This window comes from Acinetobacter sp. SW-226 (assembly GCF_055632855.1).
On sequence record NZ_CM145752.1, the window covers coordinates 453,548 to 478,741 of the forward strand.

At 43.0% G+C, this 25,194-nt stretch carries 19 protein-coding genes, 2 tRNA genes, 3 rRNA genes and 1 pseudogene; 16 read left to right on the top strand and 9 right to left on the bottom strand.

Features of this window, described 5'->3' with window-relative positions; genetic code table 11:
* The first annotated feature begins 207 nt into the window (after positions 1-207).
* Positions 208-2,355 (top strand): TonB-dependent siderophore receptor, encoded by a 2,148-nt coding sequence (locus tag ACZ8ZH_RS02200; protein WP_119064814.1) that lies wholly within the window; start codon positions 208-210, stop codon positions 2,353-2,355.
* Positions 2,356-2,605: 250 nt separating this feature from the next.
* Here the strand turns inward: ACZ8ZH_RS02200 and ACZ8ZH_RS02205 are convergent, their stop codons facing one another.
* The 4 genes from ACZ8ZH_RS02205 to miaB form a co-directional block, all read right to left on the bottom strand.
* A complete protein-coding gene (locus tag ACZ8ZH_RS02205) occupies positions 2,606-3,016 on the bottom strand; it encodes a hypothetical protein (RefSeq protein ID WP_119064828.1) in 411 nt (136 codons plus the stop codon).
* A 101-nt stretch (positions 3,017-3,117) separates the two neighbouring features.
* The gene (ybeY, locus tag ACZ8ZH_RS02210; protein WP_062032462.1) at positions 3,118-3,597 is read right to left on the bottom strand and encodes an rRNA maturation RNase YbeY; all 480 of its coding nucleotides are present in this window, start codon (positions 3,595-3,597) and stop codon (positions 3,118-3,120) included.
* A gap of 58 nt (positions 3,598-3,655) precedes the next feature.
* On the bottom strand, positions 3,656-4,732 hold the full coding sequence (locus ACZ8ZH_RS02215) for a PhoH family protein (RefSeq protein WP_062032459.1): 1,077 nt from the start codon (positions 4,730-4,732) through the stop codon (positions 3,656-3,658).
* A gap of 38 nt (positions 4,733-4,770) precedes the next feature.
* Positions 4,771-6,228 carry a tRNA (N6-isopentenyl adenosine(37)-C2)-methylthiotransferase MiaB gene (miaB, locus tag ACZ8ZH_RS02220; RefSeq protein ID WP_086208920.1) on the bottom strand — a complete coding sequence of 486 codons (1,458 nt, stop codon included), beginning with the start codon at positions 6,226-6,228 and terminating at the stop codon, positions 4,771-4,773.
* 309 nt (positions 6,229-6,537) lie between these two features.
* Between miaB and ACZ8ZH_RS02225 the strand changes: the two genes are divergently transcribed.
* The 5 genes from ACZ8ZH_RS02225 (at position 6,538) to ACZ8ZH_RS02245 (ending at position 11,135) form a co-directional block, all read left to right on the top strand.
* Positions 6,538-8,505: a lytic transglycosylase domain-containing protein gene (locus ACZ8ZH_RS02225; RefSeq protein WP_119064816.1), complete on the top strand. Its 1,968-nt coding sequence runs from the start codon at positions 6,538-6,540 to the stop codon at positions 8,503-8,505.
* Between the two features lie 66 nt (positions 8,506-8,571).
* A complete protein-coding gene (locus ACZ8ZH_RS02230; RefSeq protein WP_228199459.1) occupies positions 8,572-9,186 on the top strand; it encodes a ribonuclease T2 family protein in 615 nt (204 codons plus the stop codon).
* A gap of 171 nt (positions 9,187-9,357) precedes the next feature.
* Complete coding sequence (locus tag ACZ8ZH_RS02235; RefSeq protein WP_086208917.1) at positions 9,358-10,344, top strand: malate dehydrogenase; 987 nt, start codon at positions 9,358-9,360, stop codon at positions 10,342-10,344.
* Positions 10,345-10,511: 167 nt separating this feature from the next.
* The gene (locus ACZ8ZH_RS02240) at positions 10,512-10,772 is read left to right on the top strand and encodes a DUF2789 family protein (RefSeq protein WP_086208916.1); all 261 of its coding nucleotides are present in this window, start codon (positions 10,512-10,514) and stop codon (positions 10,770-10,772) included.
* Positions 10,773-10,877: 105 nt separating this feature from the next.
* On the top strand, positions 10,878-11,135 hold the full coding sequence (locus ACZ8ZH_RS02245; protein ID WP_086208915.1) for a DUF2789 family protein: 258 nt from the start codon (positions 10,878-10,880) through the stop codon (positions 11,133-11,135).
* Positions 11,136-11,237: 102 nt separating this feature from the next.
* On the opposite strand, the gene ACZ8ZH_RS02250 is transcribed toward ACZ8ZH_RS02245, so the two are convergent.
* Together ACZ8ZH_RS02250 and ACZ8ZH_RS02255 are read right to left on the bottom strand one after the other, a co-directional pair.
* Positions 11,238-11,765: a hypothetical protein gene (locus ACZ8ZH_RS02250; protein WP_086208914.1), complete on the bottom strand. Its 528-nt coding sequence runs from the start codon at positions 11,763-11,765 to the stop codon at positions 11,238-11,240.
* A 72-nt stretch (positions 11,766-11,837) separates the two neighbouring features.
* On the bottom strand, positions 11,838-12,440 hold the full coding sequence (locus ACZ8ZH_RS02255; protein WP_086208913.1) for a 2OG-Fe(II) oxygenase: 603 nt from the start codon (positions 12,438-12,440) through the stop codon (positions 11,838-11,840).
* A 114-nt stretch (positions 12,441-12,554) separates the two neighbouring features.
* On the opposite strand from ACZ8ZH_RS02255, the gene ACZ8ZH_RS02260 reads away from it, so the two are divergent.
* The 8 genes from ACZ8ZH_RS02260 (at position 12,555) to rrf (ending at position 21,168) form a co-directional block, all read left to right on the top strand.
* Positions 12,555-13,412: a 23S rRNA (adenine(2030)-N(6))-methyltransferase RlmJ gene (locus ACZ8ZH_RS02260; protein WP_086208912.1), complete on the top strand. Its 858-nt coding sequence runs from the start codon at positions 12,555-12,557 to the stop codon at positions 13,410-13,412.
* 44 nt (positions 13,413-13,456) lie between these two features.
* Positions 13,457-14,284 carry a CDP-diacylglycerol--serine O-phosphatidyltransferase gene (pssA, locus tag ACZ8ZH_RS02265; protein ID WP_086208911.1) on the top strand — a complete coding sequence of 276 codons (828 nt, stop codon included), beginning with the start codon at positions 13,457-13,459 and terminating at the stop codon, positions 14,282-14,284.
* Between the two features lie 30 nt (positions 14,285-14,314).
* Positions 14,315-15,388, top strand: a complete 1,074-nt coding sequence (locus ACZ8ZH_RS02270) for a DUF6670 family protein (protein WP_119064820.1) — start codon at positions 14,315-14,317, stop codon at positions 15,386-15,388.
* 438 nt (positions 15,389-15,826) lie between these two features.
* Positions 15,827-17,363: ribosomal RNA gene (locus ACZ8ZH_RS02275) — 16S ribosomal RNA — on the top strand.
* A gap of 61 nt (positions 17,364-17,424) precedes the next feature.
* Positions 17,425-17,501: transfer RNA gene (locus tag ACZ8ZH_RS02280), tRNA-Ile, on the top strand.
* Between the two features lie 68 nt (positions 17,502-17,569).
* A tRNA-Ala gene (locus ACZ8ZH_RS02285) sits at positions 17,570-17,645 on the top strand.
* Positions 17,646-17,980: 335 nt separating this feature from the next.
* A 23S ribosomal RNA gene (locus ACZ8ZH_RS02290) occupies positions 17,981-20,874 on the top strand.
* Positions 20,875-21,053: 179 nt separating this feature from the next.
* Positions 21,054-21,168 (top strand): 5S ribosomal RNA (gene rrf, locus ACZ8ZH_RS02295).
* Together the 16S, 23S and 5S rRNA genes with 2 tRNA genes alongside form the textbook arrangement of a ribosomal RNA operon.
* Positions 21,169-21,409: 241 nt before the next feature.
* Here the strand turns inward: rrf and ACZ8ZH_RS02300 are convergent.
* From ACZ8ZH_RS02300 to ACZ8ZH_RS02310, 3 genes are all read right to left on the bottom strand, one after another.
* Entirely contained in the window at positions 21,410-22,786 is a 1,377-nt protein-coding gene (locus tag ACZ8ZH_RS02300; RefSeq protein ID WP_119064727.1) for a dihydrolipoyl dehydrogenase, read from the bottom strand.
* Between the two features lie 196 nt (positions 22,787-22,982).
* Positions 22,983-23,408: a protein tyrosine phosphatase family protein gene (locus tag ACZ8ZH_RS02305; protein ID WP_119064725.1), complete on the bottom strand. Its 426-nt coding sequence runs from the start codon at positions 23,406-23,408 to the stop codon at positions 22,983-22,985.
* Positions 23,401-23,736 (bottom strand): protein tyrosine phosphatase family protein, encoded by a 336-nt coding sequence (locus ACZ8ZH_RS02310; protein WP_005401736.1) that lies wholly within the window; start codon positions 23,734-23,736, stop codon positions 23,401-23,403. Before ACZ8ZH_RS02310 ends, ACZ8ZH_RS02305 begins: the two co-directional genes overlap by 8 nt.
* 124 nt (positions 23,737-23,860) lie before the next feature.
* On the opposite strand from ACZ8ZH_RS02310, the pseudogene ACZ8ZH_RS02315 reads away from it, so the two are divergent.
* Positions 23,861-24,756 (top strand): annotated as a pseudogene (locus ACZ8ZH_RS02315) (alpha/beta hydrolase).
* Positions 24,757-25,188: a thioredoxin TrxC gene (gene trxC / locus ACZ8ZH_RS02320; protein ID WP_086210487.1), complete on the top strand. Its 432-nt coding sequence runs from the start codon at positions 24,757-24,759 to the stop codon at positions 25,186-25,188. It begins immediately after the preceding pseudogene.
* The last annotated feature ends 6 nt before the right edge of the window (positions 25,189-25,194 follow it).

Consider the following 25,194-nt stretch of genomic DNA (forward strand, 5'->3'; position numbering starts at 1 on the left):
CCGAGGTTTATTTATTTTTTCTCAATAAAAACATAATCTTATATTTAAAGGTGAAAACTTGAATTGATAATAAAAATAATTATCATTTGCAGTATGTTTTTTGTTAAATATTTTAAAGCATTCGTGAATCTTTCTTAAAGCAAGTTAATGGGGGAGGATGCATGCATGTTTTTTAATATTTGATCCCTGTTATAAGGATATAGTTTCATGTATTACTCCCCAACTTTAAAGCGCTTCAAAGTTAGTCCACTGATATTGGCTATGGCAGCAGCCACAGTACTTCTCCCAACTTTGGGGTCTGCAGCACCCACTACGAGCGATGAAAGTGCACAACTTGAAACGATTACGAGTCAAGCCGAGGAAGAGAATCCATCTGTAACGGAAGGGACAAAGAGTTATACGGCGAAGAGTGCCAGTACCTCTACCAAATTAAATTTGTCACTTCGCGAAACACCGCAGTCGGTTAAAGTTTTAACCCGTGAATATTTAGATGATACCAATACAAATTCTTTGCAAGAAATGCTCAATAACGTGACTGGTATTACCACCAACCGTTGGGATGAGCGTCAATATCCGACAGCACGCGGGTTTGATGTGGATTATTATTTATTTGATGGTGTACCAAGTACAGCCGAAGCAGATATTGCTAACGATCCAGACCTGAGCATGTATGATCGCGTGGAAGTGGTCAAAGGCGCTAATGGGCTAATGACGGGGGCGGGCAATCCTGCAGTTGCTATCAATATGGTACGTAAACATGCAAATTCTAAAGAATTAACAGGGACATTAAGCAGTTCTTATGGTTCGTGGAATGCATGGAACAGCATGGCAGATATTTCTGCACCCTTAAATGCTGATGGGAGTGTACGTGGACGAATTGTTGTCAAACATGAAAGTACAGACTCTTTTGCCGATTTGTATGAAAAAGAAAATAACTTATTTTATGGTGTGCTTGATGCAGATTTAACGGACAGCACTTATCTGTCAGTGGGTGCTAGTTATCAGAATTTAGAACGTTCTGGTATCAAATGGGGAGGCTTGCCAGCATTTTATACTGATGGTTCGTTAACGCATTTTGATCGTGATTTAACAGTGACCAGTGATTGGACATATTGGAATACTAATACAACTACTGCCTTTGCTCAGCTTAAGCAGAAGTTATTTAATGATATCACGCTGAATGTTAATTATGATTACCGCCAAATAGATGCAGAGACAGCATTGTTGTACTTATGGTCAGGATCAGTAGATAAAGCGACCAATAGTAGTGCTGGTTTATACCCATATACCGATACGTCAAAAACCACTCAAAATAATGCGGATATTTATTTTTCTGCGCCTTTTACTTTGGCTGGCTTACAACAAGAAGTTGTCGCTGGGTTTATGTATAATCAGAGCGAAAAAACTGATCGCTATTATGGAACGCCTACTCTAGATAACTATACGATTGATTTTGACAATTTCACACCATCAAAACTTCTCGGCTCTATTAATAATAATGTTGCAAGCCCATCTAATAAAACTACACAAACAGGTGCGTATCTAGCAGGTAAGTTCACTTTATTAGATCCCCTAAAACTTGTAGCAGGTGTACGAGTATCTAACTGGGAGTATGAAAGTGCTGATGGAGATGGTAATCGTAAGTTTAATAATAAAGTGACACCTTATGCTGGATTAATCTATGATTTCTTAGAAGATTATTCATGGTATGCCAGCTATACTGGCATTTTTAAACCAGAAGATAAGCAGAATGCGGATGGTCAATATCTTGATCCACGTGAGGGTAAAAGTTATGAAACTGGCCTGAAAGGAGAGTTTTTTGATAAACAACTTAATGCGTCTATGTCGGTATTTTTAACCAAGCAAGATAATGTAGCCGAGATCATAGGCACAGTTATGGATGGTGATGAAGTCAAAAATATTTATGGCAGCGCAGATGGTGTTGAGAGTAAAGGCTTCGAAATAGAATTAGATGGTAAATTGACTGACAAGTGGGATATGAGCTTCGGACTTGCTCATTTTAATGCAAAAGATGCTGACGGTAACAAAGTACAGACAACTGCAGCGAGAACGTCGGCCAATCTATTTACAAAATATACAATAAATAAGTGGAGCGTGGGTGGTGGTTTAAACTATAAGAGCAAAGCATATAAAGACGAGACTGCAGGGCGTATTACTCAAGATGCTTATGTGTTGGCGAATTTAATGGCAGCTTATCAAGTTGATCAAAATATTAAACTTCAACTGAATGTGAACAATTTATTTGATGAAAAATATTACGAAGGTTTAGGTGTGAATAGTATGGTGTATGGCGCACCACGCAATGCAACGTTAACTTTCCGCTATCAATTCTAAAAATCTTGAGAAATAAAAAACGGCTTATTAAAAGCCGTTTTTTGTTGGAAATGTGGATAAGTATAGGCTTATTCACATGCAATCTTGACTTGAGTAAGCGCGTTCAAAGTTTCAGATTTCAACTTTAAATGGCTGTATCATTGTTTTTCAGTTGTTATGCCATGTGGTCTGTGACCCAGCAGAGGCAGAGTTTGAAGTGCGTTGAGCTGTGCATTTCTAATCAGGCTTTGATTATGTGGGTGAACTCAGTTTATTGAGTTGCACGGACATAGGCGCCGTCTTGATGTCCACCCATCCAAGTTACGCTTAAATGAGACTCCTCTTCATCTAAGCGGATAGGAAAAATTTCTAAATGCTTGCTATATTTAGGCAAAGCTTTTAAACCAATACAGTTGCCATTTTTCCACCATGACCCTTCGGCATATTGGTCTAAAGAGCCAACAGCTAAATACCATTTAAATTTGCCGTTGGGCTCTAGTAAAAGTTCGGAACCGACCTCCATAACGCCCTGCAAATAATAATGTCCAGCCCATGCCTGAGCTGAATCTAGAAACTTTACTTCCTGACAGGATGTTTGATTTTTATCATTGCTCTTGGCATAAAGAGAGGTAGTGCAGGATAGGGCGATCATGCAGAGTAGTTTTGAAATTGGTGTATGCATTTTTATAATCTCTTCATTTATTTTTTCATCTTGCTTTATTTTTAGCATAAATAAACCCGATACATCGAAATGAATCGGGTAAGTTGTTTCAAATCTAATAGTTACTGTTCTAAATAAGGGTTTTCGAAACCGAGTTTAGCCAAAATTTCAATTTCGATGCCTTCCATTTCTTCAGCATCTGCTTCTGATGTTTCATGGTCATAGCCCATAAGGTGCAAAGTGCCATGGACCAGCATATGAGTGAAATGCGTCAGTGGCGCTTTGTTTTGTTCTTTTGCTTCCGACAACACCACAGGAATACAAATGACCAAATCGCCAATGGGAAATGAGTCAAGAATCTGTGCCATTTCATCGGGCAAATCACTAGGGAAAGACAACACATTGGTTGATTTATCTTTGCCACGATATTCCAAATTCAATTTATGACTTTCATCATGGTCAACACAAGCAATACCAATTTCACAGTTACTCTGTGTGCCAATATGACGTAAAACAGTTTCTACAACTTTTTTGAGATAGCCACGTTTCAAGACCAATTCAGGGGCTTGAAAGTCCTGTTGTAGAGAAAGACTCAGTTTCAAAATAGATCCTTAGATAATAAAGCCTACTGACAGGGTTTAGCTGTCAGTAGGCTGTAATTTAATGCTGAGCATCAGCAGCAGCATCATTTTCAGCCACTAAGGCTTCTTGACGCGCTTTGCGTTCAGCACGCGCTTCAGCGGTTAAGCGATGTTGTTCTGCATCCCATCCCTCATAAGCTTCAACAATTTTTTGCACCAGTTGGTGACGTACCACGTCACGTGAGTGGAAACGGGTGATGTGAATTTCTTTGATCTTGTCGATGATGCGCAAAGCATGTGCTAGACCAGATTGCTGGCCACGTGGTAAGTCGACCTGTGTGATATCTCCAGTAATCACTGCACGTGAACCAAAGCCTAAACGTGTGAGGAACATTTTCATTTGTTCAGGTGTGGTATTTTGCGCTTCGTCTAAAATCACAAAAGAGTGGTTTAAGGTTCGACCACGCATATAAGCCAGTGGTGCGACTTCAATCACCTGACGTTCAATCAGTTTGGCCACTTTTTCAAAGCCAAGCATTTCATACAAGGCATCGTAGAGTGGACGTAAATATGGATCAATTTTCTGGCTTAAATCACCTGGTAGGAAACCCAGTTTTTCACCTGCTTCAACGGCAGGGCGAACCAATAAAATCCTTTGAATTTCGTTACGTTCTAGCATATCGACTGCGGCTGCAACGGCGAGATAGGTTTTACCTGTACCCGCAGGTCCAATACCAAAAGAAATATCACTTTGTAGAATACGCTGCACATAACGCTTTTGGTTAGCACCGCGTGGATTGATACGACCTTTACGGGTTTGGAGCCACACTTCATCTAAACCAGTGTGCTCTTGCCCATCAAGGTCTTCTTGCAATTCACGGTCAGTCTGACTGCCTTGAATCATGAGGTGTAAGGTGTCGGCACTGATTTGTACCGTATTTTCTGCTTCTTCATGCAGGCGATGAAGCAGACCTTCTGCTCTCTCAACTGCATCCATTTCACCATCGACATAAAATGCATCACCTCGATGGGAAATAGTGACATCTAAACGCTGTTCGATTTGTTTCAAATGACCGTTATAAGCACCGAGCATGCTCTTTAAACGTTCTATTGAAACCCCAGGAAAAGTTACTGTACGTCGAATCGCTGCAGTCAAGAGAATTCCTTTAAGTAGTCAGAATCTATTCTCTTACATTACGCCACGTCAGGCTCAAGATTCAAGAGTTCGCCATAAACAAAATTCAAAGTTTTAATCTCTGTCACTTCGATTTCTGCGAAACGTCCGACCCATGCTGCATCACCAATAAAACTCACATAACGAGTGTTATCCGCCGTACCAATCAGTAGGTTTGGATCTTTATCCGAAACTTTCTCGACCAAAACGCGTTGAATCGTGCCGAGCATGGCATCGGTCTTTTCAATACTCGATTGTTTAATCCACTTTTGGACTTTGGATAAACGTTCTTTTTTCACGTCTTCAGAAGTGGTGTCTTCAAGCTCAGATGCAGGTGTACCCGGACGTTTTGAGTAAACAAAACTATAGGAATGGTCGAAGTCCATGTCTTTGATAAATTGATAGGTTTCTTCAAAGTGTGCATCGGTTTCACCTGGGAAACCAATGATAAAGTCACTCGATAAATGCATGTCTGGGCGAACTTTGCGTAACTTGGCAATTTTGTCGATATAGACGTCAATGGTGTGGTTACGTTTCATGGCTTGCAACACATCATTTGAACCGCTTTGTACAGGCAAATGTAGATGCGATACCATTTGTGGTAAATCACGGTAGCACTGAATCAAGTCATCATTAAACTCAAGCGGGTGTGATGTGGTATAACGCAAACGACCAATCCCTGGGATTTCTGCAACAAGACGTAACAAGTCTGCAAAAGTACAGATATTGCCTTCGAATGTTTCACCGCGGTAACCATTCACGTTTTGACCTAATAGCGAAATCTCACGGACGCCTTTTTCGGCTAAGGTGGCAATTTCAGCTAAAACGTCATCCAGTGGACGAGAAACTTCTTCACCACGGGTGTAGGGCACCACACAGAATGAACAATATTTTGAACAACCTTCCATAATTGAAACAAAAGCCTTGTAACCTTCCACACGCGGTTCAGGTAAAAAGTCGAATTTTTCAATGTCAGGGAAAGAAATATCTACCAATTTGATTTTTTCTTTCTTGGGTTTTTCGATTTGATCAAAGTGCTGATCGAGCATTTGTGGTAAACGGTGCAAGGTTTGTGGACCGAAAATCATGTCGACATAGTTGGCACGTTTTTGAATGTTGTCGCCCTCTTGAGAGGCCACACAACCACCGACCCCAATGATCAGGTCAGGGTTTTTGTCTTTCAGCTTGCGCCAGCGACCCAGCTCAGAGAACACTTTTTCTTGGGCTTTTTCGCGAATCGAACAGGTATTCATCAGTAGAATATCGGCTTCTTTCGGGTCTTGGGTCAGTACATAACCGTGTGAGTCGCCCAGTAAGTCTGCCATACGGTGACTGTCATACTCATTCATCTGACACCCTTGCGTTTCGATATACAGTTTTTTAACTGATCCATCGGTGGCTGGGGTGTGCTGTGGCTGGGTGACAGTGTTTTCTGAGGCAGCTTGGGCACCATTTGGAATGAAGGTTTGAACCGTCATGTAGGCTCCTAAGGGGATAAATCTAGGTTTTTTGTGTCTGATCGGTATCTGTGGCGGCGAAAGCAGGGCTTGGCTAGCGACAAAAATGCTCGATCAAGCACCATTTGAAATCTACGAAAGGCGCATATTTTAGCAGGAAATCTGAATAAACTTATAGCTTTAAATCTGAAGCTAAAAAGATTGATTTGTGAAGTGAAAATACAGGAAAATTAATATTGTCTAATCATAAGGTTACATAAGAGAACAATAGAGTCTGTTCTGAGTTATTAAACTAATCAAAATGATGAGACGAGACTAGGCTATACAAAGATGACAGAAGGCACACCCATGTTAAAACGATTACAGAATAAATATTATCAAGTGTTTGCGTTGGGTGTAGCTGCCTTGGGTTTATCTGCAGCGACACATGCCGCAGATGAACAATTCAATGATGCTTTACGCGCAGCCAATACGGGTAATGCCAGCTTGTTGCAAGAATATCAAAGCAGTATGCAGGGTGATGTCTTGGGCTATTACCCTGAATATTGGCTATTAAACAGTAATTTAGCGTTGCAACCAGCGGCCAATATCGTGGGCTTTGCACAGCGCTATCCTCAGTCCGCGATGGCTGAAAAATTGGCAGCAGACTATATTGAAGAAAAAGTCAAAATGGCTGACTTTACTTCCGCACAGCCAGTATTGGCGTATGTGTCTAATGCAGACCAAGCAGAAAGCTGTGCTATGGCGCAAGTCCGCGCCAAGTCGGGCGACCCTTTGGTTTTCGCCGAATATAAAGATGTTTGGCTCGCGACCAATTCACAACCTGAATCATGTACTGGGCTGGGACGCATGATGCTGTCGAGCCCTCTCATGACGGAACAAGACAAGCAACAACGTCTATGGGCGCAGCTACGTGCAGGGCAGTCAGGTCAAGCGATTGCAACTGCACAAACCATCGGTATGAATTTGTCTTTGGCGCAGCTGAATAGCATTCAAGCTGATCCACTGAACTATCTATGGTCAGCACCGAAAGCATCGGCTGTAGATCAAGCATATTTAATTTATGCCATTGGGCGCTTAGCCGATAGTGATCTAAATACTGCATTGGCTTCGGTAAAGCGTGCTGCAGAGGGTACCCCTGAGTCGGTGCAAAAAGCGTTGTACCGTGCTGTGGGGTATATCGGTGGCACAACTGTCATGAAAAATAATTTTAATGTGGAGGTATTACAAGCCTTCGATCGGAGTTATGGTTTAGCACTGAGTGAAGAAGAAGCCGAAATTTATGCGCGCCAAGCCATTCGCTTTGGGGCATGGGAGAGCGTGATTCGTGCCGTTGATGGTATGAGTGTGACGCAAAAACAAGAAGATCGCTGGCAATATTGGTTAGCCCGTGCTTCAGAACAACGCGGTGATGCAAAATCAAAGGCACTGGCGCGCGAGATCTTCAAAAAATTGTCAGTAGGTGACGATTATCATAACTTATTGGCAAAAGATCGTATTGGACAACGTTATCAGACCATTCCTGCGAATACCCAACCGAGCAATGCTGACATACAACGTTTGAATCAGGATATTCATTTTAGCCGTGCTTTTACACTGCGCAATGTCAACGCACCAGACAATTATGTCAACCGTGAGTGGAATTGGGCGGTCAGACAAGCTTATTTAAAACAAGATGATGGTTTAATTTTAGCTGCAGCAAAACGGGCAACGGAGATGGGGTGGTATGACCGAGCGATCTATGCGGCCGATCGAACAGTCAAGCAACATAACTATAGCTATCGCTATGCCATGCCACACCAAAGTTATGTGGTGAGTCACAGTCGTAATGCAGGCATAGATCCTGCATGGGCGTATGGGCTAATGCGCCAAGAAAGCCGCTTTGTCACCCATGCTCGCTCGCATGTCGGGGCAGGTGGCTTGATGCAAATCATGCCAGATACGGCAAAATTGGTCGCAAGACAAATGGGTGAAACCTATAATCCAGCCGCACTGAGTGATATGAATACCAATGTACGTTATGGCACTTTCTATCTGTCCATGATCCAAAGTCAGTTAAGCAATAATCCAGTGTTGGCGACAGCAGGTTATAATGCGGGTCCGAACCGTGCACGTCGTTGGCAGCCTGAAAATCAAGCCATTGCAGCGGATCAATACACGGAAAGTATTCCACTGACTGAAACCCGAGATTACGTCAAGCATGTGATGAGTAATGCCACGCATTATGGTGTTTTGCTTGGCCAAGGATCACAGTCCATTACTCAGCGCATGCAAAATATTCCTTTTAAAAGTCAATAATAAAGGTCTAGACATTTTATGGTTTTGATGTCACTCCCATCAGTCTTAACGCAAAAACTACTGCAGATGATTGGTAGTAGTCTTGTTTTGGGATTTTTTACGACATCTGCTCATGCTGCACCGACGGTATTTGGTTATGTGATGGAAATTCAAATGACACCCGCCGTGTGTATGTTTGATAACCAAGGCTTGAAAAAACGGAAGTGTCTAGAAGGTTATTCACTCAATATTACGGGTTTATATCCTGAAACCACCACACGGGAGTGTCAGACCAATTCTTCTGCGGTCCTTTCTCCGCTTCAAACCAAAGTCGTGGCGAGAGTCATGCCTGATGAACATGCGCGCCGCCAGTTATGGGCAGAAATTGGCGGTTGTGTGCCGATGAATGCCAGTCAGTATTTCCGTAATGTGATTAATTATGCAGAGCGTTTAAAAATTCCTGCAGATTTGACTTCTTCTGAAAATAAAACCGCACAGCTCAATACACTGCGAGGGCAATTTCAACGTTTAAACCCAGGGCTACCTGCAAGTGGGCTACGTTTTAGCTGTCGGACACAACGACAAACCAACATTTTGACCGAAGTCAAGGTCTGTTATAAACCCAACGGTCAGTACAAAGCTTGTGCAGAGAATATTCAAGAAAACTGCCCAAGTTCCTTTGCGATCAAAGGTTCTTACTAATCTCTTTTTCTAAATTAATTTATATTTCCTATCATACTTTTGTTGGAATTCATTCTCTTTTACATGCATCTGCCAAAGTATTGGAGTACAATCTTTGCCGTTTATGATTATTAAGATTAGATAGAACAGCTATTTAATCATATCTAACGTTCCTCAAATGGAGATAAGTACATGAAGCAACCTGTTCGCGTTGCCGTTACTGGCGCAGCTGGTCAAATTGGTTACAGCCTATTATTCCGTATCGCTAGTGGCGAAATGTTAGGTAAAGACCAACCAGTTATTCTGCAATTGTTAGAAGTTCCTTTTGAGAAAGCTCAAGCTGCGCTTAAAGGCGTAATGATGGAATTAGACGACTGTGCTTTCCCATTATTGGCTGGCATGATCGGTACTGATGATCCTAAAGTTGCATTTAAAGATGCTGACTACGCGTTATTGGTTGGTTCACGTCCACGTGGTCCAGGTATGGAACGTGCTGACTTATTGAAAGTGAACGGTGAAATCTTCATTGGTCAAGGTCAAGCACTAAACGAAGTTGCTAGCCGTGACGTTAAAGTACTTGTTGTGGGTAACCCAGCAAACACCAATGCTTACATCGCAATGAAATCTGCTCCAGATCTTCCAGCGAAAAACTTCACAGCAATGTTACGTCTTGACCACAACCGTGCCTTGACTCAACTTGCTCAAAAAGCAGGTGTTGCAGTTTCTGACATCGAAGACATGACTGTTTGGGGCAACCACTCTCCAACAATGTATGCTGACTACCGTTTTGCAACTGTGAATGGCGAAAGCTTAAAAGACAAAATCAACGATGCAGCTTGGAACAAAGATGTGTTCCTTCCAACTGTTGGTAAACGTGGTGCTGCGATCATCGAAGCACGTGGTTTGTCTTCTGCTGCGTCTGCTGCAAATGCTGCAATCGACCATATGCGCGATTGGGCTCTTGGTACAAACGGCAAATGGGTAACAATGGGTATTCCTTCTGACGGTTCTTATGGTATTCCAGAAGGCGTAATGTTCGGTTTCCCTGTAACAACTGAAAATGGCGAATACAAAATCGTTGAAGGTCTTGAGATCGACGAATTCAGCCGTGAGCGTATCAACTTCACTCTGAACGAGTTAGAAGAAGAACGTGCAGCAGTTGCTGACATGGTTAAATAATTTAATCGAACTGATTAAGTTGAAAAAGCACTCCATTTCGGGGTGCTTTTTTTATACAAATGTTTTATTGAACAAAAAATAACATGCTGAGATATAGACACAACTGACTAAAAAATAAGCATACCTTAATCTGTAAAGGTATGATCAAGGGCTTGAGGAGAACAATGATGTTTGATCAACAACCGACTTTAGAACTTTTATTTGAGCAATTGGGGCTTGATGCAAGTGCGGATGCGATAAATCAGTTTATTGACACACATCAACTCACTTCAGATGTTCCATTGCATAAAGCACCTTTTTGGTCTAAAGCACAGCATGATTTTATTATCAGCAATTGGAAAAAAGATGATGAATGGTCATTGGTCGTTGACCAGTTAAACGAGCAATTACACACAGAAAATAAACTTTCGGGTTCGTGTCATTTATAATCACAAATTGAAACAACAAACCTAGTTTTAAGACTAGGTTTTTTTTAAAAATACATATAAGTTAATTCAATAATAATTGACAATAGTATTGATAAGGAGGGCGAGATGCTCAATCAACACAAACCATCCTTAGAGCTTTTATTTTCTCAACTGGGACTTGCTAATAGTGCAGCTGCCATTGAGTTATATATTCGTACGCATCAACTACCCGCTCATCAATCTTTACATGATGCAGCGTTTTGGAATCCAGCACAGCGTGCATTACTCATCAGCCATTTGGTGCAAGATGATGACTGGGCGATTATGGTCGATGAACTCAATCAACAACTGCACTTAGATGCTTATAAGCTTCAAACAGCTTAAATGAATGATCACAACTGAAAGCAACACGGTCTTTGAACTATAAAAAACGCCTGATCACAGGCGTTTTTTATTCTTTAGATGTATAACTTGGATGCCCACATTTTAGTGCAATTTACTTTGTATGAGTTTGATAAACCAATCTTCTTGATGGAAGCTGATAAAAGCGGCATGTTCACGCAGTAAAATGAAATCAAACTCTGTACTTTTTGCATATTTTCCAAGCCAGTGTCGTGCCAATGCAGATTCTTTTCTACTCACAGAGGCGTAGGCCAAAAACAGGTAAATATCACCCTGACCATAGCTGGTCAGTGGTTTTAAAATTTGCTGTGTAATCAACGCAAAGCGATCTTCTTTGGTGATTTCAAAGTACAGCATATATGCCTTAGCAAGATGCAAAGACAAATTGAGGTACAAAGACAGAGGCATTTCCTCAAACTCAATTCGACCTTGCTCAAGTAATACCACCGCTTCTTGTAAGAAGTGGACTTGCTCTTGGCGCAGTTGGCTCAGTGTGACTAACTGTAAGCGCAAATCAGCACGCTCAAGTGCTAATTCAGGGCTATTGCCTTGTAAGTAGAGTTGGTCTGTTTCACCAATACGCTGAATAATGTGTTGACTGTTGGCACGCATCGGTTACATCCTCCTCAATGAATGTTCAGTATATGAGGATGCTTTTTACAATTTAAAGTCTTATTGCCTGAATCACAGAATTGTACTGTCACTACGTAACCATGCGGTAATTGATAAACGCTGATGTTTGGCTTTTAAAACCTCATGTAGCAAGTCACTTTGAAACAGTGCGATACGATTTGGTTTGGGTTGCAGTACATGCCAAATGTTATTTTTATCTTGTAGATGAAGCTCACCTCCCCAGCTGTCTTGCCAGTCTTCATGTAAGTAGTAAACTGCAGAAATCATACGACCATTTTTACCTTGAGGATTATCACGGTGTAGTGCATAAAACTCGCCGGCGTTATAGCAAGCAAAATGCGCTTCGACGTCCCGAATACCAAGATAAAAAGCACGGTTGAGCTCATGACCTAAGCTAAAAAGGGACTGTACATGTCGATTGGAAATGTGGAGTTCGGGATGTAACCATAAAATGTGATCACTACGGATCTTACTGATGACACCGTTTTGAATAGCGGCTTCACGAAAGCGGTTTAAGTTCGAAGTGCATTCTTCAATGAGTTGATGTACATAGTCATCAGAGTAGGCGTCATCAATGATGGCAAAACCATGTTGATCTAAATCATCTAGGATTTGATCAACATTCCAAGACTTTGGGAGAAGAACTGCTTCCATAACATAAAACCTAAAAGACAAAGAAAAGCCGCTGTTATTCTAGTGTAAGAAAGCTGTCTGAACGAAACTATTTTTCATGCTAAAATACTCATTGATTTTAGGAATAATACAAACATGAATTACCGTCACCATTTCCATGCAGGCAACTTTGCCGATGTCATGAAGCATGTTCTTTTGCTTCAGATTTTGACTCGCCTCAATCAAAAAGATAAACCGTATCGTTATATTGATACGCATGGCGGTGCTGGTAAATATGATTTATCGACTTCAGAAGCACAAAAGTCAGGTGAGTTTTTAAATGGCATCCATCGTTTAGTGAAACTAGATGATTCAATCAAGCGTAATGCGCCTGAAGGCGTTCAGCAGTATTTAAAAATTGTTGAAAAAATGCGTGAAGGTTCAGGTAAAGGTGCCTATCCTGGTTCGCCGTGGTTTGCCTTAGAAGGCATGCGTGAAATCGACAAAGCCACTATTTTTGAAATGCAGCGTGATGTATTCCAACAGTTGTATTACAACGTTCGTGATAAACGCGCGGGTTTGCATGAGCGCGATGCGTATGAAGGCTTACTCGGTGTCATTCCGCCTAAAGAAAAACGCGGTTTGGTGATGATTGACCCACCTTATGAAGTTGAACGTAAAGACTTTCCACAGTTAGTTGACCTGATTGCAGCAGCACATAAAAAATGGTCAACAGGGGTCTTTGCGATTTGGTATCCGATTAAAGACCGCGCGATGATTGAACGTTTTGAAAAGAAAATGATTAAAACGGGTATTCGTCGTCAGTTGATCTGTGAAGTATGTGTTTGGCCAGATGACACTCCAGTGGGCTTAAACGGCTGTGGTCTATTGGTGATTAACCCGCCTTGGAAGTTCTCCGAAGATGCCGATGAGGCGTTACAGTGGTTATTCCCGCATTTACGTATGAGTGAAAATGGTGGTCATGCTGCTGTTCGTTGGTTAGTTGGCGAATAAAGACAGACTTAAAGAGAAAAAGGCTACATTAGGATCGACAGAAAATGACAAATATAAATAAACCTGAAAGCGAATCTACTCCACGCAGTGTTCCCAGCTTTGATGGGATCACTTTCGAGGTGGAAGAAGAAGAGCATACACAGGAAGGTCAAAAAGTAAAACGTCGAGGTATTTATTTGTGGCCGAACCTGATTACAACGGCAGCGTTGTTGTCAGGCTTTTATTCCATTATTGCTAGTATGAATGGTAATTTCCAACAAGCGATTTATGCTATTTTCTTAGCCGCATTGTTGGATGGCCTAGACGGCCGTGTGGCACGTGCAATCGGTGCGCAGAGTGCTTTTGGTGAGCAGTATGACTCTTTGTCTGATTTACTTGCCTTTGGTGTTGCGCCAGCGATTTTAATGTATAGCTGGAGTTTGGATTCGCTGGGTCGTATCGGTCTAGCGTGCTGTTTTGTCTATACCGCATGTGCTGCGTTCCGTTTAGCGCGTTTTAATGTGCAAATTGGTGTAGTCGATAAGCGTTACTTTATTGGTGTGGCTAGTCCACTTGCAGCCATTATCATTATTTCATTGGTTTGGGTCGGGCTCGATTTTCCTGAAATTTTTGATATTCGTGAGCGCGGTATCCAAGCGATCAGCGCTGTAGTGATTGTTTCTGTTGGTCTATTGATGATTTCGAATATTAAGTATTATTCATTTAAAACAGTAGATCGCAAGCGCGTTCCATTTTTTGTTCTGCCGATTGCAGTCTTTATTTTTGCAGCAATGACCTACAATATTCCTGTGGGTATTTTGGTGATTTCCTTGATTTATGCGTTATCTGGATTTGTTACGACATTTTTAGCACGAAGCCAACAAAACCCATGATGAGTTAATAATATGTAGAAGGAGTGCGATATGTGGTTGTTCCAAGATTTTCTCGATCAGTCTAAACAACTTAATCAAACTCCTTCACGGTCTTTGCCTGCCTACCATCCGCCCAATAAGAAATACAAAATCATTCATCAGGCTGTAACCATTCCTAACCTTCCTGCACCATTACATTACTTAAATTTTTTGAGTATGATCGGGCAGCCCAACACGCCTATGCTTCGGAATAACAGTGCGATTAGAACCACAGCACTAGACACAGCAACGGTTCTAGCCAGTAGCAGTCCGCATATGGCAGGTCAACTGAGTCGCTATTCTATTTCTGCTGAATGTGCTTTTGAAAAACAACAATTTAAATTTGCAAACAAAGAACACGTTATAGGTGCATTTCCTAAATTTCAGATTCAACGAAAAGATAGTGAACTAAGCTTTGAGATAGAAGTTATCACCACACCCTTGATTTCTCATTTTACCAAGTTACGTTTTGGCTTAGCTGAACATTGGTCGGTGATGTGTCAGTGTCAGGGCGAGGTAAAATACAAAGGACAACACTATGACATAGATCAACTCGGCGCATTTGAATATGGGCGCAGTGTTGACTTTAGTTATGTCCCTTTAGCTTTTTTTACATATCAAATCATTAATCTAGCAGATCAACGTCAGCTCTTATTAGAGCAAATTCGGGATTCATTTAATCGAGTCGTTCAGTCACGGATTTATTTACGTGATTTAAAAAAGCAGCAGACTTCCATGTTTGACCAAATGGTACGCTTTCAAGTTCATCGTGTTTATCCTGCTGTGAAAACGCCAAATGGGCAAAAAATGTATTTACCACGAGAGTTTGAATGGTGTTATCAAGGTGAGCAGGGATATCGGATACATATTTGCGCACAGAGCCGTGGAGACTTTAAGTTTGGCTTAGCAGCAGGTTATGTAGGAAGTTTTAAATATCAAGTCAAAATTGATAACTATGAGGAAAATGGTGAAAGTGGCTACTGTGAATATGTCGACTGTCGTGCTTTAAAGTGGCAAGAACATAACTCACAAGAAAAAATACGCAATGAAATTGGAGAAATTGTTCCCTTTTCACTCAAGAAATAAGAAAAAAGTAATATTTTGCCGATTAAATAAACAAGTGGAAGTTTTTTTATAAATAATTGAGAGAAGGGGGTTGCAAGGGGATAGAAATGCTGTAGAATGCACATCCATCGGCGGTGATTAAGATTAAAACTTCTGATAAAACAGTAACTTAGTTGAAAGTGATTGAGTTGGGTTTTAGAAAGAGAGTTTAAAATAATTTAAATTACCAGTTGACTTTTAAGAGATTGAGAGTAATATAGCCGACCTAGCTTGATGGTGACGAACCATTGAGAAGATCATTAAGAGATTATGAAGAACAACTTGTGTGGATTTTTACTGATTGATCGATCGAAAATATTTCATTGATTGATGGTAGAAATTACTCGAAGTTTATTTGAGCGAATTTTTAGTCAGAAAATTGATGAGCCAGAATTGTGACCTTAAGTCACTAAATGATTTTAACTGAAGAGTTTGATCATGGCTCAGATTGAACGCTGGCGGCAGGCTTAACACATGCAAGTCGAGCGGGGGGAGGTAGCTTGCTACCTAACCTAGCGGCGGACGGGTGAGTAATGCTTAGGAATCTGCCTATTAGTGGGGGACAACATTTCGAAAGGGATGCTAATACCGCATACGCCCTAAGGGGGAAAGCAGGGGATCTTCGGACCTTGCGCTAATAGATGAGCCTAAGTCGGATTAGCTAGTTGGTGGGGTAAAGGCCTACCAAGGCGACGATCTGTAGCGGGTCTGAGAGGATGATCCGCCACACTGGGACTGAGACACGGCCCAGACTCCTACGGGAGGCAGCAGTGGGGAATATTGGACAATGGGGGGAACCCTGATCCAGCCATGCCGCGTGTGTGAAGAAGGCCTTTTGGTTGTAAAGCACTTTAAGCGAGGAGGAGGCTACCGAGATTAATACTCTTGGATAGTGGACGTTACTCGCAGAATAAGCACCGGCTAACTCTGTGCCAGCAGCCGCGGTAATACAGAGGGTGCGAGCGTTAATCGGATTTACTGGGCGTAAAGCGTGCGTAGGCGGCTTTTTAAGTCGGATGTGAAATCCCCGAGCTTAACTTGGGAATTGCATTCGATACTGGGAAGCTAGAGTATGGGAGAGGATGGTAGAATTCCAGGTGTAGCGGTGAAATGCGTAGAGATCTGGAGGAATACCGATGGCGAAGGCAGCCATCTGGCCTAATACTGACGCTGAGGTACGAAAGCATGGGGAGCAAACAGGATTAGATACCCTGGTAGTCCATGCCGTAAACGATGTCTACTAGCCGTTGGGGCCTTTGAGGCTTTAGTGGCGCAGCTAACGCGATAAGTAGACCGCCTGGGGAGTACGGTCGCAAGACTAAAACTCAAATGAATTGACGGGGGCCCGCACAAGCGGTGGAGCATGTGGTTTAATTCGATGCAACGCGAAGAACCTTACCTGGTCTTGACATAGTAAGAACTTTCCAGAGATGGATTGGTGCCTTCGGGAACTTACATACAGGTGCTGCATGGCTGTCGTCAGCTCGTGTCGTGAGATGTTGGGTTAAGTCCCGCAACGAGCGCAACCCTTTTCCTTATTTGCCAGCACTTCGGGTGGGAACTTTAAGGATACTGCCAGTGACAAACTGGAGGAAGGCGGGGACGACGTCAAGTCATCATGGCCCTTACGACCAGGGCTACACACGTGCTACAATGGTCGGTACAAAGGGTTGCTACCTAGCGATAGGATGCTAATCTCAAAAAGCCGATCGTAGTCCGGATTGGAGTCTGCAACTCGACTCCATGAAGTCGGAATCGCTAGTAATCGCGGATCAGAATGCCGCGGTGAATACGTTCCCGGGCCTTGTACACACCGCCCGTCACACCATGGGAGTTTGTTGCACCAGAAGTAGGTAGTCTAACCGCAAGGAGGACGCTTACCACGGTGTGGCCGATGACTGGGGTGAAGTCGTAACAAGGTAGCCGTAGGGGAACCTGCGGCTGGATCACCTCCTTAACGAAAGATTGACGATTGGTAAGAATCCACAACAAGTTGTTCTTCATGACGATGTATCTGAGGGTCTGTAGCTCAGTTGGTTAGAGCACACGCTTGATAAGCGTGGGGTCACAAGTTCAAGTCTTGTCAGACCCACCAAATCTGACTAACAAGCATTGTTAAATGCTGAATACAGAAAAACAGAGACATTGACTTATTGATAAGCTGGGGACTTAGCTTAGTTGGTAGAGCGCCTGCTTTGCACGCAGGAGGTCAGGAGTTCGACTCTCCTAGTCTCCACCATAGATTATAGAAATTAGTAAGTTAAAGCTTATTAACTTCTGTGATTTATCGCAGTTTCCTGACCTGACGAAGGCTGGAAAAATCATTAACAGAATATATTTGAGTTGAAATAATTTGTTCATACTCGTTTTTAAGATCGACATTAACAGTGATTTATTACTGGATGGTGAAGATTGAAGAAATGAGTTACTAGCGAAATTAACTGAATCAAGCGTTTTGGTATGTGAATTGAATTGAAGCTGTACGTAGTTAAATCTACAAGGCTCCAACTGTAGCGATTAAGTTCGCGACGCAATATCCTACTTGTAGGGATTAGCGACTGTTTGGGGTTGTATAGTCAAGTAATTAAGTGCATGTGGTGGATGCCTTGGCAGTCAGAGGCGAAGAAAGACGTAATAGCCTGCGATAAGCTCCGGGGAGGCGGCAAATATCCTGTGATCCGGAGATTTCTGAATGGGGAAACCCACCTGTCATAAGGCAGGTATCGTATGATGAATACATAGTCATACGAGGCGAACGAGGGGAAGTGAAACATCTCAGTACCCTTAGGAAAAGAAATCAATTGAGATTCCCTCAGTAGCGGCGAGCGAACGGGGAAAAGCCCATTAAGTCATATAAGTTTTAGTGGAATGCTCTGGGAAGTGCAACCATAGTGGGTGATAGTCCTGTACACGAAAGGGCTTATATGATGATGTCGAGTAGGGCGGGGCACGTGAAACCTTGTCTGAATATGGGGGGACCATCCTCCAAGGCTAAATACTCCTGACTGACCGATAGTGAACCAGTACCGTGAGGGAAAGGCGAAAAGAACCCCTGTGAGGGGAGTGAAATAGATCCTGAAACCGCATGCATACAAGCAGTGGGAGCCGACATGTTCGGTGACTGCGTACCTTTTGTATAATGGGTCAGCGACTTACATTCAGTAGCGAGGTTAACCGCATAGGGGAGCCGTAGAGAAATCGAGTCTTAATAGGGCGTTTAGTTGCTGGGTGTAGACCCGAAACCGGGTGATCTATCCATGAGCAGGTTGAAGGTTGGGTAACACTAACTGGAGGACCGAACCCACTGTCGTTGAAAAGCCAGGGGATGACTTGTGGATAGGGGTGAAAGGCTAATCAAACTCGGTGATAGCTGGTTCTCCCCGAAAGCTATTTAGGTAGCGCCTCGGACGAATACCATTGGGGGTAGAGCACTGTTTCGGCTAGGGGGTCATCCCGACTTACCAAACCGATGCAAACTCCGAATACCAATGAGTACTATCCGGGAGACAGACTGCGGGTGCTAACGTCCGTAGTCAAGAGGAAAACAATCCAGACCGCCAGCTAAGGCCCCAAAATTATAGTTAAGTGGGAAACGATGTGGGAAGGCATAGACAGCTAGGAGGTTGGCTTAGAAGCAGCCACCCTTTAAAGAAAGCGTAATAGCTCACTAGTCGAGTCGGCCTGCGCGGAAGATGTAACGGGGCTAAAACTATATGCCGAAGCTGCGGATTTGCAATTTATTGCAAGTGGTAGGGGAGCGTTCTGTAAGCCGATGAAGGTGTATTGAGAAGTATGCTGGAGGTATCAGAAGTGCGAATGCTGACGTGAGTAACGACAAAACGGGTGAAAAACCCGTTCGCTGAAAGACCAAGGGTTCCAGTCCAACGTTAATCGGGGCTGGGTGAGTCGACCCCTAAGGCGAGGCCGAGAGGCGTAGTCGATGGGAAATTGGTTAATATTCCAATACTTCTATGTAATGCGATGAGAGGACGGAGAAGGTTAAGTCAGCCTGGCGTTGGTTGTCCAGGTGGAAGGTTGTAGGCATGTATCTTAGGCAAATCCGGGGTACTCTATGCTGAGAACTGATAGCAAGCTGTACTTGTACAGTGAAGTGGCTGATACCATGCTTCCAGGAAAAGTCTCTAAGCTTCAGTTACATAGGAATCGTACCCGAAACCGACACAGGTGGTCAGGTCGAGTAGACCAAAGCGCTTGAGAGAACTCTGCTGAAGGAACTAGGCAAAATGGTACCGTAACTTCGGGAGAAGGTACGCTGCCGACGGTGATAGGATTTACTCCTTGAGCTATTGGCAGCCACAGAAACCAGGCCCCTGCAACTGTTTATTAAAAACATAGCACTCTGCAAACACGAAAGTGGACGTATAGGGTGTGATGCCTGCCCGGTGCTGGAAGGTTAATTGATGGGGTTAGCGTAAGCGAAGCTCTTGATCGAAGCCCCAGTAAACGGCGGCCGTAACTATAACGGTCCTAAGGTAGCGAAATTCCTTGTCGGGTAAGTTCCGACCTGCACGAATGGCATAATGATGGGGGCGCTGTCTCCAGCAGAGGCTCAGTGAAATCGAATTCGCCGTGAAGATGCGGTGTACCCGCGGCTAGACGGAAAGACCCCGTGAACCTTTACTGCAGCTTGACATTGAACTTTGATCTTACTTGTGTAGGATAGGTGGGAGGCTTTGAAACCGAGACGCTAGTTTCGGTGGAGCCAATCTTGAAATACCACCCTGGTAATATTGAGGTTCTAACTCTGTCCCGTAATCCGGGACGAGGACCATGTCTGGTGGGTAGTTTGACTGGGGCGGTCTCCTCCTAAAGAGTAACGGAGGAGTACGAAGGTGCGCTCAGCGTGGTCGGAAATCACGCGTAGAGTATAAAGGCAAAAGCGCGCTTAACTGCGAGACCCACAAGTCGAGCAGGTACGAAAGTAGGTCTTAGTGATCCGGTGGTTCTGTATGGAAGGGCCATCGCTCAACGGATAAAAGGTACTCTGGGGATAACAGGCTGATACCGCCCAAGAGTTCATATCGACGGCGGTGTTTGGCACCTCGATGTCGGCTCATCTCATCCTGGGGCTGAAGCAGGTCCCAAGGGTATGGCTGTTCGCCATTTAAAGAGGTACGCGAGCTGGGTTTAGAACGTCGTGAGACAGTTCGGTCCCTATCTACCGTGGGCGTTGGAAATTTGAGAGGATCTGCTCCTAGTACGAGAGGACCAGAGTGGACGAACCTCTGGTGTACCGGTTGTGACGCCAGTCGCATCGCCGGGTAGCTATGTTCGGAAGGGATAACCGCTGAAAGCATCTAAGCGGGAAGCCTACCTCAAGATAAGATTTCCCTAGGACTTTATGTCCTCTAAAGAGCCGTTGAAGACTACGACGTTGATAGGTTGGATGTGGAAGCATAGTGATATGTGAAGCTGACCAATACTAATTGCTCGTGAGGCTTGACTATACAACACCCAAACAGTTGGTGTTGTGGTTCAAATCACTGCAAATACCTTGATTTAGTTATAAAGCTAAGTACAATGTGCAAATTAAATTAACTCAGATGTTCTGTTAATAACTCATTTGATGAAAGTTAGGCATACACAATGTGTAAATAAGACCAAACGAATAGTCATAAACAGTTGTGCTGGCGACAATAGCAAGAGTGAACCACCTGATCCCTTCCCGAACTCAGAAGTGAAACCTCTTAGCGCTGATGGTAGTGTGGCGTTTGCCATGTGAGAGTAAGTCATCGCCAGCTCATTATTCAAAAGCCCCCTAACTTAATTGTTAGGGGGCTTTTTTTATTATGCGGTTAGCGAAATAGTGAATTTATTGTCATTGATTAATGCTGATGTCTTATCAGTATCTGGTTTTTGGTTTGGATCAACCTCATTCAAAAAATAGAACTCAGCTTTTCATTGAAGACGGTTGATGAAATCGTTTAATCACGCACCGTAAACGTCTAAGTACCTATAGCAAGAGAACATGAATTTGGCAGCTTAGGGATTGAGTTGTCGACGAGCATGTTTTAAAGCCGTTCTTAAGCCTTCTTCAAGGGTTGGGTGATAAAATGGCTTTTCCAAAATTTCATCGACAGTCAATTCTTCTGCAATCATCCATGCCAATAAATGGGCCAAATGTTCAGTAGACTCTGTGAGTAATTCAGCACCCAGTAGCTTTCGGCTACTTCTATCTACATAAACCTCGATGGCCCCATAGTTTTTACCCAGAACCAATGCACGTCCTTGTTTTGCATAGGATACTTCGCCGATGACAAAATTGATATTTGCACTTTGTAGTTGCTTAAAGTTTTGTCCAACCATTGCCATTTCTGGGTTGCTAAACACGATGCCTAAAGGTGTTAGAGTTTTGCATGATTCTATAGTGGGGAAGTTCAATGCATTTTTAACCGAAACTTTACCTTCGTGTGCAGCTTCATGTTGTAGTGGTGTATCAGTATGTGCATCGCCAATGATAAAAATCGGGTAGTCAGCGAGTTGTTTTGTCTTAGGATCAACAGGTAAATGTTTTAAGTCTGTGAATGATGTGTCGATATTTTCGAGTTTAAGCGTATTTAAAAGACTACTTCGTCCAGTAGCAACCAGTAAATAATCGACGTTAAGTGTTTTAGGCTGATCATTTTCAGTAAAACTAAGTTCAACGTGATCGTTTGTATACTTAACTTCTGTGGGTAAAACTTCGAACTTGATTTCAAGTTCATCGCCAATTTCTGTTTGTGCCAACTGCTGTAATTTAGGACTGGTCAGAACGCCGACTTTACGGCTACGTGCAAAGACCGTGGTCTTGACACCAAGTCGTTGCATGGCTTGCGCGAGTTCAATCGCGATGACGCCACTCCCAATAACGGCTAAGGAGTTAGGTAAAGCATCAAGTTCAAAGATTTGATCGGAGGTGATAAGTCGATCACCGAGTTCATCTTTCCACATTGGGTTAAAACTTGGTGTGGAGCCTACAGCTAAAATAAAGCTTTTGGCTTGGTAGAGTTGCCCATTCACTTCGACCGTTTTTGCATCGACAAAGTGAGCACGGCCTTGAACTTTGTGCGACTTAGGCCAGCTCTCTACGGTTTTAAGGGTACTAGAGGTAAAGCGATCGCGGAGTGCTTGTACGTGTTTCATGACCTGACTGCGGTCAATTTTTGATTCTACTTTTAATCCGACACGATCCGCATGTTGAATATCATGCATGCGATTGGCTGTAGAAATCAGGACTTTTGAGGGCATACAGCCGACACGTGCACAAGTGGTGTCCCACGGTCCATCATTAATGATTAATAGATTTTGTGTGGACTTAATGGCTTGTTGGTAGGCTGCAATACCCGCAGTTCCTGCCCCAATAATAATCAGATCATACATAACACAGAGTTTACCTAAGTAAGATTGCTCTATAGTTAACATATTCATGGGGCTTGGGGATTATATTTTGTAAAAATTGGCATGGATTGCCGTCATTATTTATAAACTGCTACCAACGCTGACACCAACAGTAGGTCGAACATGCATTGAACTACATGCAGTTATAAGCGTACAACAGAGTAAAAGAAGAAAGAGCTTATTCATGCAGTAGTCCTAATTGTTTGGCTTGATGAAAGAGCCGACTTGAACGTTCACCACTTTTACAGACCATTAAAATGGGTTTGGGGAGCTCATTATAATATTTAGCAAATTCAATCACGTCTGTTTCAGAAATTTTACTGCTGGTAACTGGTTGGTAAATCACACTGACTTTCGCTTGCTCTGCGATACTTCGTAGTTGCTCAACGCGAACGGTATTGCCTTGTTCTTGATCAGGTCGGTTGACAATGACTGACTTAAAACCTTGTTTCATCAATTGTTGAAACTTATCTGTGGTCATTTGTCCTGAAACACTCAGTTGCGGACTCAGTGACTGACTGAGTGTTTCCGCTGCTGCCCAAAGTGTACTGCTTGCTAAAAGCAGAGCAGTACAGATGACGTGTTTAAACAACTGTTTAGTCATCTAACAGATCCATTTGTTTGGCAAGTTGGTACAAGTTATTTGAGCGATTACCTGTACGGCAGAACATGAGAACAGGTTTTGGAAGTTCATTAAAGTGGTTGGCAAAAGTGCGAACATCCATTTCGGTGATTTGACCAGCAACTACAGGTTGGTAGACATAATCCAAGCCTGCTACACGTGCAGCTTCCTCGATTTGAGCGCTGGTGGGTTGTTCTGGGCCACCTTCCATATCTGGGCGGTTATTGATCACAGATTTAAACCCTTTTTCAACCACTTGAACCAAATGTTCAGGACCAATTTGACCTGCAAAGCCTACATTTTCACTCATCCTGTCACTCCAAAATTAAGATAATCGAGATATGCTTTATGATAGCATTAAGCTGAAAGCTCAGCCTATGCTGTTGAAATATTTATAAGCGATTACAACCATAAAATAACGCAATGGAGCAGGTATGCACGCCTATACCGTTGAACCGCTGTATGTGAAAAGTGGCCAAGAGGTCATTGCTGCAGATTTTTACCGTCCGAAAACTGAAGAGAAGCCCGCAGTGATTTTGATGGCTCATGGCTTGGCTGGGCTTCGCCAATTCAAACTGATTCAATTTGCGCAACGGTTTGCACAAGCGGGCTATGCGGTCGTGTTATTCGACTATCGTTATTGGGGGGGAGTACGGGGCGCCCAAGAGAGCTGGTGTCGATTAAAAAGCAGCTCGAAGACTGGCGCACCATGATTAACCATGTCAAAGAGCGTAAGTCGATTGATAGCCGACGTATTGTGCTGTGGGGGACGGCACTCAGCGGTGGATATGTACTCGATATTGCTGCAGAGTTCAAAAATGTTCAGGCGGTGATGGCACAAGTGCCTTTTGTCGATGGTGCTGAAAGTGCCAAGCTTTACCCGTTACAGCAACTCCCGAAAGCATTAAAGCTGTCCAGCCAAGATTATATGGGGGGCAAAGTTGGTTTAGCGCCAACGACTTTACCCGTAGTTGACCCCCGAAAGCTGTGTTTTATGCCGACCCAAGATGCGTATTTGGGTTATCGTTCGATTATCAATCTAGACTATTATTGGAGTGGTGAGATTCCCGCACGACTATTTTTTAATTTAATCCGTTATCGTCCGATTCAAAATGTACGGCAAATTAATATTCCTGTACTTTTTATTGCAGCAAAACATGATAGCCTCATACCTATTGAATCGAGTCGTGAAGCGGCGACCAATATTGCTCCCTTTGTTCAATATCATGAATGGGAGATGCAACATTTCGATATTTATCATGCCACCTGGTTTGAAAAAGCCATTTCGACCCAATTAGAATTTTTACACCAACATATTGGAGTCAATTAAATGATTATCGTCTGTCCGACCTGTATGGCAAAAAATCGTGTCCCTGAAGAGAAGCTGAATGCTAATCCGAGTTGTGGCCAATGTCATGCTACGCTTCTGCCAGCTACACCTATTGAGTTGAATGAACAAAATTTTAGTCAGTTTATTAGCCATAGTGATTTGCCTGTATTGATTGACTTATGGGCAGAGTGGTGTGGTCCTTGTAAAATGATGGCACCGCATTTTGCTGAAGTGGCGAAACAAAATCCACAAGTGATTTTTGCCAAAATTAATACCGAAGAATCTCCACGATTAAGTAGTGCCTTTAATGTGCGAAGTATTCCAACCTTAGTTTTAATGAATAAAACTACTGAAATTGCTAGAATAAGCGGCGCGCTCCGTGCGCCACAATTGCAACAATGGTTAGATCAACAGTTGCAAGCCCAGTCATAACGAAAA